22 protein-coding genes and 1 pseudogene are annotated in these 17,873 nt (G+C 70.2%); 4 read left to right on the plus strand and 19 right to left on the minus strand.

The window, feature by feature from the left end:
* Positions 1–12: 12 nt before the first annotated feature.
* The 5 genes and pseudogenes from C4T78_RS36980 to C4T78_RS11215 form a co-directional block, all read right to left on the minus strand.
* Positions 13–495 carry a PEP-utilizing enzyme gene (locus tag C4T78_RS36980; RefSeq protein ID WP_235863761.1) on the minus strand — a complete coding sequence of 161 codons (483 nt, stop codon included), beginning with the start codon at positions 493–495 and terminating at the stop codon, positions 13–15.
* Positions 464–2,158: pseudogene (locus C4T78_RS36990) on the minus strand (phosphoenolpyruvate synthase). The gene C4T78_RS36980 and the pseudogene C4T78_RS36990 overlap by 32 nt, the downstream one beginning before the upstream one ends.
* Positions 2,122–2,484, minus strand: coding sequence for a PEP/pyruvate-binding domain-containing protein (locus C4T78_RS36995; protein WP_258958339.1), 363 nt, complete (start codon positions 2,482–2,484; stop codon positions 2,122–2,124). The pseudogene C4T78_RS36990 and the gene C4T78_RS36995 overlap by 37 nt, the downstream one beginning before the upstream one ends.
* Entirely contained in the window at positions 2,481–2,642 is a 162-nt protein-coding gene (locus C4T78_RS37000) for a hypothetical protein (protein ID WP_235863763.1), read from the minus strand. The genes C4T78_RS36995 and C4T78_RS37000 overlap by 4 nt, the downstream gene beginning before the upstream one ends.
* A 428-nt stretch (positions 2,643–3,070) precedes the next feature.
* Positions 3,071–3,892, minus strand: coding sequence for an SAM-dependent methyltransferase (locus tag C4T78_RS11215; protein WP_235863764.1), 822 nt, complete (start codon positions 3,890–3,892; stop codon positions 3,071–3,073).
* A gap of 228 nt (positions 3,893–4,120) precedes the next feature.
* Here C4T78_RS11215 and C4T78_RS11220 point away from each other — a divergent pair, with 228 nt between their 5' ends.
* Together C4T78_RS11220 and C4T78_RS11225 are read left to right on the plus strand one after the other, a co-directional pair.
* Positions 4,121–4,699 (plus strand): PadR family transcriptional regulator, encoded by a 579-nt coding sequence (locus C4T78_RS11220; RefSeq protein WP_093356710.1) that lies wholly within the window; start codon positions 4,121–4,123, stop codon positions 4,697–4,699.
* Between the two features lie 11 nt (positions 4,700–4,710).
* Positions 4,711–6,345: a DHA2 family efflux MFS transporter permease subunit gene (locus C4T78_RS11225; protein ID WP_093356711.1), complete on the plus strand. Its 1,635-nt coding sequence runs from the start codon at positions 4,711–4,713 to the stop codon at positions 6,343–6,345.
* A 42-nt stretch (positions 6,346–6,387) separates the two neighbouring features.
* Here the strand turns inward: C4T78_RS11225 and C4T78_RS11230 are convergent, their stop codons facing one another.
* Positions 6,388–6,852: an ATP-binding protein gene (locus tag C4T78_RS11230; RefSeq protein ID WP_218161694.1), complete on the minus strand. Its 465-nt coding sequence runs from the start codon at positions 6,850–6,852 to the stop codon at positions 6,388–6,390.
* 25 nt (positions 6,853–6,877) lie between these two features.
* Positions 6,878–7,210 carry an STAS domain-containing protein gene (locus tag C4T78_RS11235; protein WP_220389068.1) on the minus strand — a complete coding sequence of 111 codons (333 nt, stop codon included), beginning with the start codon at positions 7,208–7,210 and terminating at the stop codon, positions 6,878–6,880.
* A 123-nt stretch (positions 7,211–7,333) separates the two neighbouring features.
* Here C4T78_RS11235 and C4T78_RS11240 point away from each other — a divergent pair, with 123 nt between their 5' ends.
* Positions 7,334–8,566, plus strand: a complete 1,233-nt coding sequence (locus tag C4T78_RS11240; RefSeq protein ID WP_093356895.1) for a PP2C family protein-serine/threonine phosphatase — start codon at positions 7,334–7,336, stop codon at positions 8,564–8,566.
* Between the two features lie 26 nt (positions 8,567–8,592).
* Here the strand turns inward: C4T78_RS11240 and C4T78_RS11245 are convergent, their stop codons facing one another.
* The 10 genes from C4T78_RS11245 to C4T78_RS11290 are packed head-to-tail and all read right to left on the minus strand — an operon-like array spanning position 8,593 to position 14,086.
* Positions 8,593–8,916, minus strand: coding sequence for a gas vesicle protein K (locus C4T78_RS11245; RefSeq protein ID WP_093356715.1), 324 nt, complete (start codon positions 8,914–8,916; stop codon positions 8,593–8,595).
* Entirely contained in the window at positions 8,906–9,133 is a 228-nt protein-coding gene (locus C4T78_RS11250) for a gas vesicle protein (RefSeq protein ID WP_235863765.1), read from the minus strand. Before C4T78_RS11250 ends, C4T78_RS11245 begins: the two co-directional genes overlap by 11 nt.
* The gene (locus C4T78_RS11255) at positions 9,130–9,918 is read right to left on the minus strand and encodes a GvpL/GvpF family gas vesicle protein (protein WP_093356717.1); all 789 of its coding nucleotides are present in this window, start codon (positions 9,916–9,918) and stop codon (positions 9,130–9,132) included. The genes C4T78_RS11250 and C4T78_RS11255 overlap by 4 nt, the downstream gene beginning before the upstream one ends.
* Complete coding sequence (locus C4T78_RS11260; protein WP_093356897.1) at positions 9,911–10,258, minus strand: gas vesicle protein; 348 nt, start codon at positions 10,256–10,258, stop codon at positions 9,911–9,913. Before C4T78_RS11260 ends, C4T78_RS11255 begins: the two co-directional genes overlap by 8 nt.
* 47 nt (positions 10,259–10,305) lie before the next feature.
* Positions 10,306–10,731: a gas vesicle protein GvpO gene (locus C4T78_RS11265; protein WP_093356718.1), complete on the minus strand. Its 426-nt coding sequence runs from the start codon at positions 10,729–10,731 to the stop codon at positions 10,306–10,308.
* Positions 10,732–10,734: 3 nt separating this feature from the next.
* Entirely contained in the window at positions 10,735–10,986 is a 252-nt protein-coding gene (locus C4T78_RS11270; protein WP_093356719.1) for a gas vesicle protein GvpG, read from the minus strand.
* 2 nt (positions 10,987–10,988) lie between these two features.
* Complete coding sequence (locus C4T78_RS11275) at positions 10,989–11,780, minus strand: GvpL/GvpF family gas vesicle protein (RefSeq protein ID WP_093356721.1); 792 nt, start codon at positions 11,778–11,780, stop codon at positions 10,989–10,991.
* Entirely contained in the window at positions 11,777–12,193 is a 417-nt protein-coding gene (gvpJ, locus tag C4T78_RS11280; RefSeq protein ID WP_093356722.1) for a gas vesicle protein GvpJ, read from the minus strand. Before gvpJ ends, C4T78_RS11275 begins: the two co-directional genes overlap by 4 nt.
* A gap of 4 nt (positions 12,194–12,197) precedes the next feature.
* Positions 12,198–13,319, minus strand: coding sequence for an SRPBCC family protein (locus C4T78_RS11285; RefSeq protein ID WP_235863766.1), 1,122 nt, complete (start codon positions 13,317–13,319; stop codon positions 12,198–12,200).
* Between the two features lie 20 nt (positions 13,320–13,339).
* Complete coding sequence (locus C4T78_RS11290; RefSeq protein ID WP_235863767.1) at positions 13,340–14,086, minus strand: hypothetical protein; 747 nt, start codon at positions 14,084–14,086, stop codon at positions 13,340–13,342.
* A gap of 593 nt (positions 14,087–14,679) precedes the next feature.
* Here C4T78_RS11290 and C4T78_RS11295 point away from each other — a divergent pair.
* On the plus strand, positions 14,680–15,747 hold the full coding sequence (locus C4T78_RS11295) for an SDR family oxidoreductase (protein WP_235863768.1): 1,068 nt from the start codon (positions 14,680–14,682) through the stop codon (positions 15,745–15,747).
* Between the two features lie 42 nt (positions 15,748–15,789).
* Here the strand turns inward: C4T78_RS11295 and C4T78_RS11300 are convergent, their stop codons facing one another.
* Both C4T78_RS11300 and C4T78_RS11305 read right to left on the minus strand, forming a co-directional pair.
* The gene (locus C4T78_RS11300; protein ID WP_093356724.1) at positions 15,790–17,124 is read right to left on the minus strand and encodes a UDP-glucose dehydrogenase family protein; all 1,335 of its coding nucleotides are present in this window, start codon (positions 17,122–17,124) and stop codon (positions 15,790–15,792) included.
* 7 nt (positions 17,125–17,131) lie between these two features.
* Complete coding sequence (locus C4T78_RS11305; RefSeq protein ID WP_107916121.1) at positions 17,132–17,863, minus strand: UDP-glucose 6-dehydrogenase; 732 nt, start codon at positions 17,861–17,863, stop codon at positions 17,132–17,134.
* Positions 17,864–17,873 lie beyond the last annotated feature (10 nt).

The raw sequence follows: 17,873 nt of genomic DNA on the forward strand, positions 1-17,873 counted from the left end.
GGGCGGTTCCGCCTAATCGGCCAGCACTTCCACGCAGCCGTTGGTGCCGTTGACGCGGATGCGCTGCCCGTCCCGGATCGACCGGGTCGCCCGCTCCACCCCGACCACCGCGGGCAGGCCGTACTCCCGGGCGACCACCGCGCCGTGGGGCATCAACCCGCCGACCTCCGTCACCAGGCCGGCGATCGTGACGAACACCGGCGACCAGCTGGGATCGGTGCTGGTGGTGACCAGGACGTCACCGGCTTCGAGGTCGGCCCCGGCCATGTCCAGGACGACGCGGGCGCGCCCTTCCACGATCCCGGTGGACACCGGGAGGCCGACGAGCGCACCGGCGGGCACGTCCTGCCGCCGGTAGGAGCCGGTCACGGCCTCGCCGTCCGAGGTGAGCACCCGGGGAGGCACGACGGCCTGATGACCGGCGAACGCCTCCGCGCGCTCGCGGATGAGCCGGTGGTCGGCCTCACCGGTGCGCACGACCTTGCGGCAGTTCATCGAACCGGAGGTAGAAGATGTCCTCGCGGTCGCGGAGCACACCGGCTTCCACGAGGCGATCGGCCTCGGCCAGCATCGCCCGCTTGTAGTGGAAGTAGCGGCAGATCATGACGAACTTGGGATGCTCCCGGTAGCCGATGAAGGTCCGCAGCCGGTCGATCATCGACTTGGTCTCCGCGGCCTTCTGCGCACCGTCCGGCAGGGCCCGCACGCGCTCCAGCAGCTCCTGCTCCTTCTACCAGGCCTCCTGCAGCCCCCGCTCGAAGCGCCGCCGGCTGGCGCCGGGCTCGAAGTTCTCCACGTGGCCCAGGATCAACGGCACCAGGACGCCCGGGCGCTCGCTCCACCGGGGCCGGGTGATGTCGATCTCACCGGCGCAGCGCATGCCGTACTGGTCGAGGTAGCCCTGGATCGCCTCCCGGACCTCGCGCCCGCCCGCGAGCCCGGGAAGTTCATCGAGGAAGTCGTCACCATCGACGTCGCGGAGGAAGGCCACCACCTCCGGGTGCGGGCGGATCGCGTCCGCGACGTCCAGCAGCGCGAGCCCCATCTCCGAGGTGATGTTGCCCGGCGCGGACTGCGTGAGCACGTCGGCGGCGTTCTCCTCCCCCAGCCATTCGCGCATCTTCTCGTTGAGCCACCACGAGGCGTTCATCGCCGTCGTGATCACCTGGAGGCCCCTGGGGTCGAACAGCTGCTTGCGCTTCCGGAGGTCCTCCAGGACGAAGTCGAACAGGTCCACTCCGGACTTCCCGCGGATGTCGCGGTCGAGGGCGGCCAGGGATCGCTCGCTGCGCGCGATGAGCTCCTCGACGATCGCCGGGTCGGCGTCGACCGACGCCGGTGTTTCCCACACGGGCGGGCCGTCGGTGCTCTCCGGCGCGGGCGGCAGCGCGAAGTCGTCGCGGTCGAGCACGGACTGCAGCGCGTCCCTGATCAGCGGGTCGGACTTGCCCAGTGCGTCCAGGAGCCCGTCGCGCTCGGCCGGTGACGCCAGGTTCGCGGTGACGTCGACGAACAGCCGCCCGCCCGCCTCGGCCATGGGCCGCGGTGTGGTCAGCTGCCAGACGGACAGGCCCAGCGGCTTCATCGCGTCGGTCATCATCTGCTGGTGACCTACGGAGACGTAGACGTGCTGATCGTCGTCCCCGGCTTCGGGAACGGGGAACAGCGTGGTGACCGGCCTGCTCTGCAGGATCTGGAAACCACCGCCTGCCAGGCACCACTCGATGTCCTGCGGCAGGCCGAAGTGCGCCTCGATGCGCCTGCCCAGCCGCGCGAGCGCCACCACCTGCGCATCGGTCAGGGTCGGCCGTTCCCGCTCGTCCGGATCGACCGGCTGCTGCCGCGTCCCGCCGCCCGGCACCGCGCGAACGGCCAGCTCCTTGGCGGCGACGGCCTTGTCGACGACCTCGTCGTCGCGCACCTTGAAGACGTCCGGGTTCACCAGCCCGGACACCAGCGCCTCGCCGAGCCCGAAACCGGCCTCCACGCTGGTGATCCTCCGGTTCGACGAGACGGGGTCGGCGGTGAACATGATGCCGGAGACCTCCGGCACGACCATCCCCTGCACGACCACGGCCATCTGCACCTTGCGGTGGTCGAAACCGTTGCGCAGCCGGTAGGTCACGGCCCGGTCGGTGAACAGCGAGGCCCAGCGCACGCCCTGATGCGCTCCAGGACCGCCGCGGAGCCCACGACGTTGAGGTAGGTGTCCTGCTGGCCGGCGAAGGAAGCCGTCGGCAGGTCTTCGGCCGTCGCGCTGGAGCGGACGGCGCAGGCGGCTTCCTCGCCGAGCCGGGCGAGCGGCTTGGTGAGCGCTTCCGCCAAATCCCCGGGAACGGGGATCGCCGCGACGGTGTCGCGGATCTCCGCGCTGAGCGCGCCGATCGCGTTCCGGTCCTCCGGGTCCAGCCGGGACAGCTGGTCGAGCTGGTCCTCCAGGGACGGCGCTTCGGCCACGACGCGCCGGAATGCGTCGGTGGTCACGCAGTATCCGGGTGGCACGTCGATGCCTTCGATCCGCGAAAGCTCCCCCAGTGCGCGGCCTTGCCGCCGACGACGGCGAGCTGGCTCCGATCGATCTCCTGGAGTTCCAGCACGCAACCGCCCGACGACATCGCCGCGCTGCTTCCGGTGTCAACCACAGCTTCTCCTGTCCGAGTGGACGACCGTCGGCGAGCAGGGGAGGCCCCGGGTCGCATTCCTGCCAGTAATACCGCGAACTCCTGATCTCCGCAGGTCGCGGCCTCGGCGGGAGATTCTGCAGCAGACCCGGGGTCTTGCCGCAAGCCCCGGGGTGCGCTAGACGTTGAAAGTGTCAGGAGGTCGTTCTCCCCTGCCACTCCCCGAAGAACCAGCGCGCACTCCGCCGCGCCGTCTTCGAGTCCGCTGAGCTCCGCACCGGACGCCGGTCACAGCGCCCGGTCCACCGGGATGAACGATTGCCGCTGATCCGCGCAGCCTCGTCGGTGTCGCTCTGCGGTCGGCCAGCGGTCCCGCTCGCCGGGATGCTCCGCGAGCGGGTGCGTCGTTCAGCGGCCGTGATTGCCGCGCAGCGCGCTGGCGGTGCTGGTCAGGGCACGCGTGCGACCGCACCGTAGCCGAGCGGCCTGGCCGCGTCGGCGAGCTCTTCCGGGTCGTCGGTGTGCCACTCGGGCAGCGTGACCAGGCCCGGGTCGACCAGGTCGAGGCCGTCGAACCAGGACAGGATCTCGGCGTGGTCGCGCGGGTACACGGGTTCGCCGGCGGCCTCGTAGGCACCGCGCAGCATTTCCATCTCGGAACGCAGGGCCGGCGAGGCGTGCTCGTCGGTCAGCGTGGACACGGCGACGAGCGAACCGGGCGCGAGGCGCTGCCGGTAGGCGCGGATCAGCTCCGCCGGTTGCGGGTCCTCGAGGTACAGCAGCACGCCGACGGCCAGCAGCCCGACCGGCCGGCTGAAGTCGAGCAGCCTGCGCGCGTCCGGGTGGTCGAGCACCGCCGGCAGGTCGCGCATGTCGGCCTGGATGATCGTCGCGGTCTCCGACCCGCCCAGCACGTGCTGGGCGTGGTGGTAGGCCACCGGCTCGTTGTCGACGTAGACCACGCGGGCCGGGATGCCCGCGGACTCGGCGACCTGGTGGGTGTTGCCGACCGTGGGGATGCCGGAACCGAGGTCGAGGAACTGGCGGATGCCCTGGTCGAGGCAGTAGCGCACGGCGCGGCGCAGGAACGACCTGTTCAACCGGGTCACGGCCGGGATGCTCGGTGCGATCTCCAGCACCTGGTCGGCGAACGCGCGGTCGGCGGCGAAGTTGTGCGAGCCGCCGAGGAAGTAGTCGTACGCGCGAGCGGCGCTCGGCTGGGTGGTGTCCACGCTCGCCGGCAAGGCCGGCACCGGATCCAAGATCGACACGGTGGTTCTCCTGCTGGTTCCGTCGAATGCTCATCAGTACCTCCTCGAACGAGGTCATCTCAAGAGGCCCGGCAGAGATCACACCAGCGCAGCTCCGCGAGCCGACCACAGTGGAACGTCGCACGACGCGCAGCACCTGGACGACGCAGCTCGCAGCCGCCGGACACCCCCGTCTACGCAGAATAGTTTTTTTAGACTATTCTGAGCAGACCAACTGGGAGGCACCTGATGCGCAACCTCACGACCCTCGGGCTGGCCGTCCTGCGGCTGCTCGACGAGAAGCCCCGGCACCCGTACGAAGTCCGGCAGTGCATGCGGGAGCAGGGCATCGACCACTTGATCAAGGTCACGCACGGCGCGCTGTACCACGCCTTCGACGTGCTCGCGAAGGCCGAGCTCATCGAACCGGTGGAGACCACCAGGGAGGGCAAGCGGCCCGAGCGGACGGTCTACGCGATCACCGACGACGGCCGGGAGATCGCCGCCGGGCGCCTGCGCGAACTGCTCTCCACGCTCGAATCCGAATACCCGACCTACGGCGCGGCGCTGGCCTTCATGTCGCTGCTGACCACCGACGACGCCGCCGAGCAGCTGGAGCGGCGGGCGGTGCTGCTGGAGTCCGAGCTGGCGTCGGTGACCACCAGCAGCGACGCGCTGCTCAAGCGCGGTGTGGAAGCGGTCCACATCGTCGAACTCCGGCACCTGCAAGCACATCTGCGCGCCGACCTGGAGCTGACGCGCGCCATCGTCGACGACATCCGCGAGGGTCGGCTGCACTGGCAGGCCGACCGGCGCGCGACCGAGTAGAGAGCGGACGGATGCGCAACCTGCGAGGGAATCCCTGGGCCGTGCTGGTGGCCCTCTGCCTCGGCTTCTTCACGACGCTGCTGGACACGACGGTCGTCGGCGTGGCCGTCCCGGACATCGTCGAGCGGCTGGGCACCACCTACAACGAGGTGCTCTGGGTCAGCAACTCCTACGTGCTGGTGCTGGCGGTGCTGCTGATCCCGGGCGGCAAGCTCGGCGACCTGCTCGGCAAGCGCAACACCTACCTGGCCGGTGTCGCGGTGTTCTCGGCGGCATCGCTGCTGTGCGCGCTGGCGCAGACGCCGGGCCAGCTCATCGCGGCCCGCACCATGCAGGGCCTGGGCGCGGCGCTGCTGATCCCGCAGACCATGTCGATCATCATCGGCACCTTCCCACCGCAGCGGCGCGGAGCGGCGCTGGGCGTGTGGGGCGCGGTGGCCGGCGTCGCCACGATCGCCGGGCCGCCGCTGGGCGGATTCCTGGTCGGCGCGCTGGACTGGCGCTGGATCTTCACCGTCAACGTGCCGCTGGGCGCCCTGGTGCTGGTGATCGCACCGCTGATCATCCCGGCAGGCACCAGGCCGCCGCGACCGGGCCGCTTCGACTTCCGCGGCGCGCTGCTGGTGGTCCTCGGGCTCTGCTGCCTGACATTCGGCCTGCAGGAGGGGCAGCGCTACGACTGGGGCGTGGTCTGGTCGTTCGTCAGCATCCCGCTGCTGCTGGTGACCGGCGTCCTGCTGCTGGTGGTCTTCGCGTTCAGCCAGCGCCGTCCCGGCCCGCGCGCTCCGATGGTGCCGTTCGAGCTGCTGAGCAACCGCAACTTCGGCCTGATGAACGTCGGCGCGATCGGGCTCTCGGTCGGCATCATGAGCATGGCGATCGGTTTCCAGCTCTACGCGCAGTCGGTGCTGGGCCACTCGGCGCTGGCCGCGGGCCTGATCAGCCTGCCGATGTCGGCGATCTCGGTGCTGCTCGGCCCGTACGCGGGCCGGCTCAGCGACAAGCTGGGCGGCAAGCCGGTGGTGGTCACCGGCCTGCTGCTGTTCGGCCTGGGACTGCTGGTCTTCTCGCTCACCTCCACAGTGGACAGCACGGCCGGGGCGCTGCTGCCCACGATGCTCGTGATGGGCGTGGGCCTCGGCGCCACCTTCGCACCGCTGACCACAGTGGCGATGCACGACGTGCAACCGGTGGTGGCCGGGTCGGCGGCGGGCGTGCTCAACGCGACCCGGCAGATCGGCTCGGTGCTGGGCACCGCGGGATTCGGCGTGCTGCTGCAGAACCAGCTGGTCGCGAATCTGTTGGCCCGCGCCGAAACCGCGGCCGCGGCGCTGCCCGCCGAGGTGCGCGGCGAGTTCGTGGCCGGCGTGCGGCGCGCCACCAGCAGCGGCGTCGACTTCGCCGACCTGCAAGCGGGCACCGCGGTGCCGGTCCCGAGCGGCATCTCACCCGCGCTCGCCCAGCAGGTCGAGGCCGCCGCCCGCGAGGTGTTCACCGGTGGATACGTCGACGCCATGCACAGCGCGATGGTCCTGCCGATCGGCGCGGTGCTGATCGGCGCGATCTGCGCTCTCCTGGCCAAGGGGAGAACCGCGCTGGCGGCGGAGCCGGGCCGGCGGAGCGCGATGTCCGGTGCGACGCGCTGACCTGCGGAGCGCTCCGCAGGTCAGCGCGGGCGGCGATGCCGTTCAACCGGAGCCGTCGCCTGTGGACCAGCTCATGCGCACGACCGTGCCGGAGCCGCCGGGCGTGATGACGGCCTCGTCGGCGAGGCTGCGGATCAGCGGCAGTCCTTGACCGCGACCCGTGTGCCCTCCCGAACCCGGCGGGGCCCACCTGCCCCGGTCGGTGACGGTGACCTCCACGCGGTTCTCCGCGGCCAGGTGAACGGCTTCCACGTCGACCGTGCCGTCCCCGGCATAAGCGTGTTCGATCACGTTCGCCATCGCTTCGTAGCACGCGAGAGCGAGCGCACCGGCTGCCTCCCGGCTCAGGCCCGCGTAGCGGCCCCACGTCGTGAGCTCATCGCGCAGGGCCAGCATCTTCCCCGGTGAGAGCTCGACGAAGCAGTAGCTCAGCGCGGGAACCGCGGGATCGCCGCCACCGCCACCGGTGGCGCTCGGTCTCCGGCTCTCGTCCAGCTCGCCAACCATCACTCCGCGTCCTGTCCGCCGGGCGTCACGAGCCCGCGTCGACGGCCACCGCCTGATCCCGGGTGGAGAAGACCTCGATCTCCTGGTCCAGCCCGGTCAGCTGGATCGGCCGTGCGGTCGCCGGGCCGTCTACGACCACCCGGAACGCGATGTCGTCGCCTGCGCGGTTGCGAGACCGGACCAGCACCGCGAGCCCCGCCGAGGACAAGAACGTGACCCCGCTGAAATCCAGGATCAGCACGGCCGGCCGCTCGTCGAAGGCTTCCATGATCGCCGACTCGACCCGCGGGGCGTTGATCAGCTCGATCTCTCCTGCGACTTCCATCAGCAGCACCCGGTCGAGCCATCGCGTTGCCACGCTCAACGGTGCTGCCGGTTCACTTGAGCCGGTAAACGTGGACATGCCCCCATGGTGGACTTCAGATCGGCTGAAGGCAAAGCTGCGCTCATGCGCCCGGACCACTCGGACTACCATGTCTCCATGCGGCCCCCGGTCAGTTCGCCCGATGACGCTGAGCAGCGGCTGCGGCAGATCGAGCTGGTCACCGACACAGCGCTGGCCGATCTGGAGCACGACGACCTGCTCCGCGAGATGCTGCAGCGCGTCAGCGACGTCCTGGAGGTCGACACCGCAGCGGTCATGCGCTACGACCCGGCCAGCGAAGTGCTGGTCGCGACCGCCGCAGTCGGCATCGAGGACGAGGTTCGGCAAGGCGTTCGACGTCACGTCGGCCCGGCTTTCGCCGAAGCGATCGCGAACGGTTCCCGGCCGCTGTCCCTGGACAGCCGGACCGACCCCTCCGTCCTGCAACCGGTGCTCCGGGAGCGCGGCATCTCGACGCTCATCGGCGTCCCGATGCTGGCCGGTGGCGAGGTCGTCGGCGTGCTGCACATCGGCACCTACGAAGAACGCCGGTTCAGCGACCACGACGTGCACCTGCTCCAGCTCGTCGCCGACCGCATGGCGCTGGCGATCCGCGGCCACACCACCCGTGCCGAGCGGGCCGCCACCAGCGCCCTGCAGCGCAGCCTGCTGCCCACCAGGCTGCCCGCGGTACCGGGGGTGGCGCTCGACGCGCGGTACGTCTCGGGCTCCGGTCCCGGCGTGGGTGGCGACTGGTACGACGTGTTCACCCTGCCGTCCGGGCTGATGGGCATCGTGATCGGTGACGTGGTCGGCAGCGGTCTTCCGGCGGCGATCGTGATGGGTCGGTTGCGCAGCGCGCTGCGCGCCTACGCCATCGAGACCGAGGACCCGGCCGAGGTCCTGCACAAGCTCGACCGCAAGGTCACCCACTTCGAACCGACCGCCATGGCCACGGTCGGTTACTCCATCTACGACCCCAGCACCTCCCAGCTGCGCGTCTCGCTGGCCGGTCACCTCGCGCCGGTGGTCGTCGAGCCCGGTCACGGCGGCCGGCTGGCGCCGCTGCCGGTCGATCCGCCGGTGGGGCTCGGCGTCGCGCACCGCAAGCGCCGCACCAGCCTGCTGGAGCTCCCGGCGGAGGGCGTCGTCTGCTTCTACACCGACGGCCTCGTCGAACGCCGCGGCAAACCGATCGACGACGGGTTGCAGCTGCTCTGCGACGCGGTCGTCCCGGAGCCCGCCAGCGCCGTCTGCACCAGGGTCATGAACCGGCTGGTCGGTGGCGAGCCGCCGAGCGACGACATCGCACTGCTCGCCATCAGCTGGTCCGAGGATTCCCGCCCGTAGTCCGCAGCGCTGCCCCTCGCCCGGCATCAGTCGCGCGGCAGCAGCGGACCGAGCGGGCCGAGGTCGAGGTTGAGGTCCTGCTCCGAGAAGTCGAACCGGTCGCGGAGCTCCTGCATGCCCTCGGCCAGCTTCATCAGCGCCAGCCCGAGCTCCTCCACCTGGTCGTCGTCGAGCTCTCCGCTCTCCACCCGCCGCAGCGCCTGCTTCTCCATCAGCTGGCGCACGAGTTCCACCAGCGTCAGCACCAGCCGGACCAGATCGCGCTGGACGGATTCGGAGTCGGTCTCGATCCGATGTGGAAGGCGCCCGGCGCCGGAACGACGGCGGTCTCCCGCCGGACTACCCGTCATTCCCGGCCTCCAGCGCGACGCACGTGCTCTCCTGAATGGAGCTGATGATCGCCCGCAGCGAGATCCGGACCAGGTCGACACCCGCCAGCGAGATGGTCACGTCACCGGTGACGACCACACCGCCGGCGAGCAACCGGTCCAGCAGGTCGACGAGCGCGATCTCCCTCGTCCCGACGGGGGAATCCCGGGAGTTCGAGACGATGTCCGCTGATGTCAACGGTTTTCCCCCTCGCGGATCTGGGCGAACGAGTACGGCGGCCACGGTCCGGTGAGTTCGACGTCGAGCGCCTGGTAGTCGTCCGAGAGCCTGCGCACCGTCGCGGTGAACTCGTCGCCGGCGGATTTGTCGACGAGGTAGGAGCAGTTCAGGACCATCAGGCCCGCGTAGCCGGCCAGCTCCCGGTTCTGCGGCGGATGGCTGCGGCTCGCCCGCGCCAGCGAGCACAGTTCGGCGTGCACCTGCCCGGCCAGCTCGAGCGCCGTGTTCTCGGCGTTCTGCCTGCTCTCCCGCTGCTCCTTGAGCTGGCGCAGGTAGGAGGCACCGGGCCCGGCGGCAGCTTCTGCGCCCGCCTCGCCCGTGCCCCGCCGCAGCGCAGGGTCGTCGAGGTCCGCGCGGGCCTTGACGCCCCACTCGGCGCTGTCGTCGATGCTGTGCAGCACCTGGGAGAACTCCTCGGCCCGCTCGGCGAGCACCTCTCGGACGCGGTCGTCGTGGAAGTAGACCGTGGCCAACCCGAACGGAGCGGTGGTCGTCGTGGCCGCCGCGGCGAGGACGACGCGGTTGTGCGCGCGCGCAGTGGCCTCCAGCCACTCCAGGTCCTCCAGGTTCTTCCGCAAGGCCTCCGCATCGAACTCCGCGGCGTCCACCGAGCTCACCAGCGCCGCCAGTTCGCCCTGCCGCACGAGGCGGACGGCCGACCCGGCGATGCCCTGCGCGCCCAGCGTCGGTTCCGGGCCGGGATCGCGGACGATCCCGTACACGTAGGTCATCGAGTCAGCCACGGTCCTGCTCCTCGTCCGCGCCGCCTTCCAGCTCGGCCGGTTCACCGCCGAGCTCGCGCACCTGATCGCGCAAGCGCCGGTTCTCCACCGCCAGATCGCGGTGCCCCGACGACAGGGTCGGGTCGTGCTCCCACCAGTCGATGCCCATCTCCCGCGCCCGCTCCACCGAGGCCACGACGAGCCGCAGCTTGATCGTCAGCAGCTCGATGTCGAGCAGGTTCACCTGGATGTCGCCGGCGATGACGATGCCCTTGTCCAGCACGCGCTCGAGGATGTCGGCGAGGTTGGCACCACCCGACTCCGACCGCGCGGGCGACACCGGTCGCGGGCTGTAGGCCATCGGAGCGCGCGAGTCGAACCGGTGCTGGTCTCCGCGGCTGTGCTCGCTCATCGCTGCTCGCCCTGCCCCCGCGCGTAGCGGTCGATGCGCCGGTAGGAGATCAGCTCCCCTTCGTCGTCGAGCTCGGCCTCGTAGACGGCCATGATGTCGGTGGTGTTGGGGATCCGGTGCGCCTCGACGACCTCCACCGCCACCAGCCACCCCGTCTCCGAGCGCTCCAGCGAGGTGACGCCTTCGGTGTCCTTGCCGGTGAGGTCGCGCACCTGGCGCAGTGCGAGCTGAGCGATGTCCCCGGCTTTGAGCGCAGGTCGCCGTCGTGCCTCCCGATCTCCTTCCGCACCACCGGGTCCCGTTCGCCGTGGTCGTCGTCGGCCACCGCTCTGCTCGACGTCCGCATCCCGCGGTTCAGGAGGTGAACGGCGCCTGGGGCGTTCCTCCGTGCTTCCGCGGTCGCGGTCCTGGCTGCTGGGCACGGATCACATCTCCCCCGACTGACGTCGGCGTTGTGCCTCGAACAACCTGTCCAGCCACTCCGCCTGGAGTTCGTCGCGCTGCTGATCGGTCAGCTCGCCCGCCTCGTGCGCCTCGTCCACCGCGGCCAGCTGCCGCTGGATCAAAGCCGTGTCGTAGTACTGCGCCTCCGCGTGCTGCTTGAGGTGATCGATCATCCACACAACGCCCCGGACCGGTGCCAGCGGGAGGGTGACGATGCCGGAAAGCAGTCCCATGATCACTCCTCGGGCAAGAAGTCGTAAGGTGCCAGCGGTCCGACCAGGCGCAGCTGAACGCGCCCGCTCCACTGGTCGCCGAGTGCGTCGATCGAGGACTCGAAATCCTCGCGCCGGTCGCGTTCGACCAGCATCGCCACGTCGAACGCGTCGTCCTCGCCCCCGACGTCGCGCTCCGCCGTCGCGACCACGCTGTTCGCCACGGCGTCGACCAGCTGCTGCAAGTCCAGAGCACGCTTCTCGGTGACAGCGTTGGAGACCATCTCGCCCAGCTTCAGCCGTGCGTCGTAGCCCGCATCCGGCGAGACGCCCCGGAGCGACTCCCGGAGTTCTCTGATCTCGGGGCTTTCCGCCACGATCTCGCGGATGTGAGCGGAGTCGACGTACCGGCCCCGCACGGCGAACTGGATCGTTCCGTCGAGCTGGGACAGCACCGCCTCGAAGCTCTCGGCGTTCGGTGCCAGCAGTTCGTCGACCACGGAGTCCACCGAGTTGACCACGGCGCCGAAGCGGATGGGCAGCACGGTGGTCTCCGCCGCGATGGCGTCGAGGACGTGCTCGTGCGCGAGCAGGTCGTCCCGGGTGCCCAGCGGCCGGTTCAGGTGCACCTCGCTGATCGCGGCGGCGATGTCGCCGTGCGAAACGGTCCTGACCGGCGTCTCCTCGTCACCGACCGAGGCGAGGTCGCCGGGTACGGATCCCGCGGAGCGCAGAATGCCGTACACGTAGAACCCGCGCGTTTCCTCGCCCGGAACCGTCGCAGCGCCCTGTCCACGTTGCGCGTGCGTTGTCATCGCTTCTCCCGCCCCCGGCCACCGGTTTCGCGTCTGCGCACGGGCTCCTTCTCCTGCTCGTCGCTTCCGCGGAACTCGTCGAACTTGTCCTTGGCGGCATCGATCATTCCCTTGGTCTTGCCCGCGGCACCGCGCTCGGTCATGCCCTCGGTCAGTTCCGTGAGGTCCTTGCCGCCCTTCTCGTCGAGGTCCAGCCGGTTGGTCGCTTCCGCGAAGCGGAGGTAGGTGTCCACCCCGGCCACCACCACCCGGGCGTCGACGGTGATGATCTCGATCCCGACCAGGGAGACGCGCACGAACGCGTCGATCACCAGGCCCTTGTCGAGGATCTGCTCGACCACGTCGGCCAAGGTGCTGGAAGGGGCCCGCTGGACCTGGCTGCCCCCGCCGCCTTGCGTGCTCGCCACGGTCATGCGATCACCTTCTCCGGCCTGCCGTCACCGTTGCTCGACGACGCCGACCTCGCTCTTGCTCGGGTTCCCGGTCCTCGTCCTCCGCGTAATCCTCCTCGCCTTCCTCCTCACCTTCCTCGTCGTATTCGTCCTCGTACTCGCCTTCTTCGCCTTCCTCTTCGTCGCCGTACTCCTCCTGCTCCTCGTCCTCGTACTCGCCCTCGTCCTCGGCTTCGCCGCGTTCGCCCTCCTGCTCCGCTTCCTCCCCGTATTCGGGGGCGCCCTCGGCTTCTTCCTCTTCGGCCAGGGCGTCCTCGTGGGTCTTGACGACCTCCCGGTCGCGGATCTCACCGCGCCAGCCCTCGACCTCGTCCGGTGCCAAGATCGTCCGGGTCATCAAGTACCGCTTGATGTACTTGAAGTCCGCGCGGACCCGGCGGCCCTGCGCGCGCCACATGTACGCGGTCTTCTCGAAGAAGCCCTGCGGGTAGTACTCGATGACGAGCAGGATCCGCGTCATGCGCGGAGCCAGCTCGTGGAAGGTCACGGAGCCGTCCACGGTGCCCTTCGCACCCGTGGAGGTCCAGACGATCCGGTCGTCGGGAACCTGTTCGACGATGGTCGCCTGCCAGCTGCGCTTGGAGAAGAAGATCTGCGCCTGCCAGTTGACCTTCTCGTCGGACTCCTGGTCCACGCTGAGGACTTTCTTGGTCATGCTGGGGAAGTCTTCGAACCTGGTCCACTGGTCGTAGACGACGCGACGCGGCAGTCCGATGTCGTTGTGCTCGATGATGTTGACGACCTTCGACTTTCCCTTCTTCCCGCCTTTGCCGCCCATGCCCAGCGCTCCTTTGAGCTTCTCCGTAGCGCCCGTGAACCCGGCCTTCAACGCCGACTTGACCGGGGAACCGCTCTGGGCCATTTCCTTGCCGCCGGTGACCGCCGCCATCAAACCCGCACCACCGTTCTCCGCCGACTCCGTCAACCGCTCGGTCATGCCTTCGACCTTGTCTCCGACGATGCCCACCGCGCGTTCCCCCGCCGACGTCAGCAGTGCCTTGGCACCAGCCTTCAACGGTTCGAGCGGCACCTCGCGCAGCAAACCGCCCACCTTGGAGCCGCCGCCCTTCCCGGATTGCTCCGCCATGGTCACCACCTCAGCTCCGATCACAACTTCTTCTCAGTGGTGGAGGACCTGGTCCTCGGGCTCGTCGGCTGCTTGCGCTGGCCCAACGTCGTGGACCTGCGCCGGCTCCCCGCCTGGCCGCCCGAACCACCAGATGACCTGGTCGACGTGCTCGCCTCGTCCCGCTGACTGGACCTCGCGGTCGTCGCGGACTCGTCCTGCTTCCGCGCGGCCGAACCCGATCGACCGCTGCCTGCCCCGGTTCGGCTGCCCGCCCGACCGGAGGAGGCGCGTTCCGACATCCGCTGGCGCTGCCTACCTCGGGGCGGCTCGGTCGCCCGCTCTTCCTCGCCTTCTTCCGGCTCCTCGGTGGACTCGGCTTCGGCGGTCTCGTCCGAACCCCTCGTCCGCCGCATCGCCCGCCTGCCGAGGTCCTCGGCGCCTTTCCCGACATCGGAAGCCCGTTCGCCGAGCTCTCCGACGGGCTCGCGCAAACCGGCCGCACGTTTCGTGAGGTTGTCGCCGAGCGTTTCGATCTTGTTGTTCACCGCCGCGATCGCCGCCGATTTGGCCGCCTCCAGCAACCGTTCCCGTGCGTCGCCGGTCAGCTTCTGCAGCGCTGGAGACGTCCTCACCAGCTTTCCGCCCATGGCGAGCATTTCCTTGGGATCCGCGAAGCGGCGGCCCGCCATCATGCCCGCGGCTGTGATGGCCAGCTTCATCTTGCGGCTGCGACCTAGGACGTATCCGACGGCTACCGCCATCGCGATCTGAGGTCCGGATTTCATGATCAGCTCCCCTGTGCCTGAGCGATCCGGCGGGCCTGCCGCCCGCGGGGCGAACGCTCGCGCAACCGAGTGCGACCAGGAGACAGCGCGCCTTCCCCTGCGCACCGACAATCGTCGTGGCTGCAACAACCGAATACGACGATTATGTTGCTAGGCTACCCTCGCTTCCCACCGCCGCACACCTTTGGCCACCGGCAAATCCGGGACGGAGATCGAGTTTTCGGTCGGCACCGCGCCGCGCCTGAGCGCCACGAATTCCGGTTTCTCGCGAAGATTCTTCAGGTACGGCGAGCAACCCGGCGCAAGGCACCAGCACCGAGGTCGGCCACCAGTCCCGGACGTCCTCCGCCAACAGCAACGGTGCCGGCCTGACCGGACCGGAGAACACCGCGCTCACCCACAGTATGCGCCCGTCCCCGCCGTCGGCGGTTTTTCCGCGGTTTCGCAACCGGACCCGGGGCTTCGTCCCACTTCTCCAGGCCGCCCGTTCCGCGTTCTGGCGCCGCCGGCAACGGGATCAGGCCCCGAGTTTGCCTTCGGATCGCTCGGGAAACCGACTGGCAGCGGCTCAAGAGCACACGGAGGTGGCTCCAGTGAACGCACCCGCGAGAGCTCAGCGCGTCGTCGTTGTCGGGGGAACGGGGAACATCGGTACCAGCGCGATCCAGGCCCTCGAGCAGGATGCCGCTGTCGGCACGATCGTCTCGCTCTCCCGCCGGGAGCCCCGCGGTGCCGGTGAGAAAGTCCAGTGGGAGCGCGCGGACATCACGACCGATGACCTGGCGGCGCGATTCGCCGAGGCCGACGTGGTAATCCACCTCGCGTGGATCTTCCAGCCCACCCACGATCCGATCACGACGTGGCGCAACAACGTGCTCGGCACCATCAGGGTGTGCGAAGCCGTGGCCGCCGCGGGCGTGCGGCACCTGGTGTACGCCTCTTCGATCGCCGCCTACAGCCCGGGGCCCCACGAGCGTCCCGTCGACGAGAGCTGGCCCACGCACGGCTGGCCGGGCTCGGCCTACAGCCGGGAGAAGGCCTACCTGGAGCGCTACCTCGATTTCTTCGAGTTGCAGCACCCGGAGATGCAGGTGACCCGGATGCGCACGGCGTTCTGCTTCAAGCCCGAATCGGCCTCCCAGCAGCGCCGGCTGTTCATGGGGCCGCTGGTGATCAACCGGCTGGTCAGGCCGGACCTGCTGCCCGCGCTGCCGACGCCAAGCGGAATGCGCTTCCAAGCGGTGCACAGCGATGACGTCGGCGAGGCGTACCGGCTCGCCGCGCTGTCCAGCAGCAGCGGTGCCTTCAACGTCGCCGCCGAACCGCTGATCGACGCGCGAGTGCTGGGCGAACTCCTGGGCACGCACACGATGGCGCTGCCGTCGCAGGTGGCGCGGAGCGCGCTGTCCACCGCGTGGAAGCTGCACCTCGTCCCGGCCTCGCCCGACCTGTTCGACGCCTTCCTCAGACTCCCGATCATGGACACCTCGCGCGCTCGCGAAGAGCTCGGCTGGACGCCGCGCCGCAGTTCGACCGAAGCCGTCGCGGATTTCCTCCGGGGCCTGCAGAAGGCCGCGGGCGGAAGCACACCACCGCTGAAGCGGCGCGCACGAGGCGGACGGATCCGGGAGTTCGCCACGGGAGTCGGTCAGCGGCAGTGATGGCCGCTTCGCGGCCCGTGCGACGACCGAACGCGCGCTGCGCTAGAGCTCTCCGCTGTCGCGGTTCGGCGCCCGGCCCGTTCCGCAGAAGACCGCACCGGCCCGTTCCAGCACCCGCGGATCGACGAGGTTGCGCGTATCGATGATCACCGGCTTCTCCGCGAGCCCGACCATCTGCGGCCAGTCGAGATCGCGGAACTCGGGCCAGTCGGTGAGCACCAGCACCGCCCCGGCCCCCTTCGCCACCTGGTAGGCGCTGTCCGCCAGCGACACACCGGCGGGAATTCCCGGTTCGTCCCCGCGCAGCGCCGGGTCGAAGGCGATCAGGTTGGCACCGAGCTCGGCCAGCCGCCGCGCCACCGCGATCGCCGGGGAATCGCGCAGGTCGTCGGTGCCCGCTTTGAAGGCCAGGCCCAGCATCCCGACCCGCACACCGGTGACCGAGCCGCCGCACATCGCCACGACCTTGTCCACCACGCGCCGCTGGTGCCGCCGGTTGGCTTCGACCGCTGCGCGCACCAGCGGCAGATCCGCGCCGATGGCCTCTGCGGCGTGCAGCAGCGCGGCGGTGTCCTTCGGCAAGCACGAGCCTCCCCACCCCGGACCCGGCCGCAGGAACGAGTTCGCGATCCGGTGGTCGTGGGCCATGCACTCGGTGATGCCGCCGATGTCGGCCCCGACGCGCTCGCACAGCTCCGCGAGATCGTTCACGTAGGACAGCTTGGTCGCCAGGAAGCAGTTCGCCGCGTACTTGATCAGCTCCGCGCTGGCCGAGTCGGTGTGCACGGTCGGCGCCTCCAGCCGCGCGTAGAGCTCGGAGACCCGGCGGGCCGCCGCCGCGCTCGCCGTGCCGACGACGATCCGGTCCGGGTTCAGGAAGTCGCGCACGGCGAGCCCTTCGCGGAGGAACTCGGGATTGCTCACCACCGCCACATCGCGCCGGTCCAGCAGTTCGGACAACCGGGCCGCCGTGCCGACCGGCACGGTCGACTTGGTCACCAGCAGGCTGTCCGCGGGCAGGTGATCGCGCACCTCCCGCACCGCGGACTCCACCTGCGCCAGGTTCGCGCTGCCATCCGGCGCCATCGGCGTGGGCACGCACAGGAAGATCGCTTCCGCGCGGCGCACGGCCGCCGTCGAGCTGTGGGTGAACTCCAGCCTGCCGCTGCGGATGCCATCGCGCACCAGCTGCCCGAGGCCCGGTTCGTGGATCCGGACCTCGCCGCGGGAGAGGCGTTCGACCTTGGTGCGGTCGACGTCGCAGCACTGCACGTGGTGGCCGAGCGACGCCAGGCAGGCACCGGTGGTCAAACCGACGTAACCGGTGCCGACGACGGCGACCCGGCGGGTGGTGGGCGTTTCGCTTCGCTGTGCCATGAGAGATTCACCCCGATCGGCGTGGACAGCCGAGCGCGCGCAACGTCGGCGGGGTGTCCGGTCCGGCCAGCTCGCGCAAGCGATCGTCGCTGCCGCGCTCGCCGGATCCGAGGTGGTCTCCGCCGGCGCCGGTGAGCGGAGCACCGATCCGCCGGTCGGTCCGGAGGCACTCGAGGACGCTTTCCACGTCGGCGCCGACGGCCCGGCAGAGCAGGACCAGTTCCGCGAAGAACTGCCGCTTCACCGCGCACAGGCCGTTGCGCGCCGGCCCGGTGAGATCGGCTGTGCGCACGTCGGTGTGCACGATGGGGGCCGGGATCGCGGCGTAGACGTCGGCCACCGCGCCGGCTTCGGCCGGGTCGTCGGCGCCGATGACGATCACGTCGGGCGCCAGGAAGTCTTCGAGGCCCGCTTCCCGCTGGCTCCCCACCGGATTGCTGACCACGCCCGCCTCCGCCCGGCCGATGGCCGCGGCCAGCTCCGCGGTCGACTCCCACGGTGGCGCGCAGGTGTTCACCACGGTGCAGCCCGGCCGCACGCGACCCACCAGCTCGGCGATCCCAGCCTCGTCCGGCCCGCACGCGAAGACGAGCTCGGCCCGGGCCACGTCGGCGTCGCGCGGGCCGGGGACGCGCATCACGTCGTGGCCCAGCGAGGCCATCGCGGTGGCCACGACGTCAGCTGTCCGCCCCGCACCGCAGACCACGAGAGTGCGGCTCCCTGCCCCGGCAGAACCCATTCGCCCCTCC

It is taken from the genome of Saccharopolyspora kobensis (assembly GCF_900108315.1).
Classification (GTDB): domain Bacteria; phylum Actinomycetota; class Actinomycetes; order Mycobacteriales; family Pseudonocardiaceae; genus Saccharopolyspora; species Saccharopolyspora kobensis.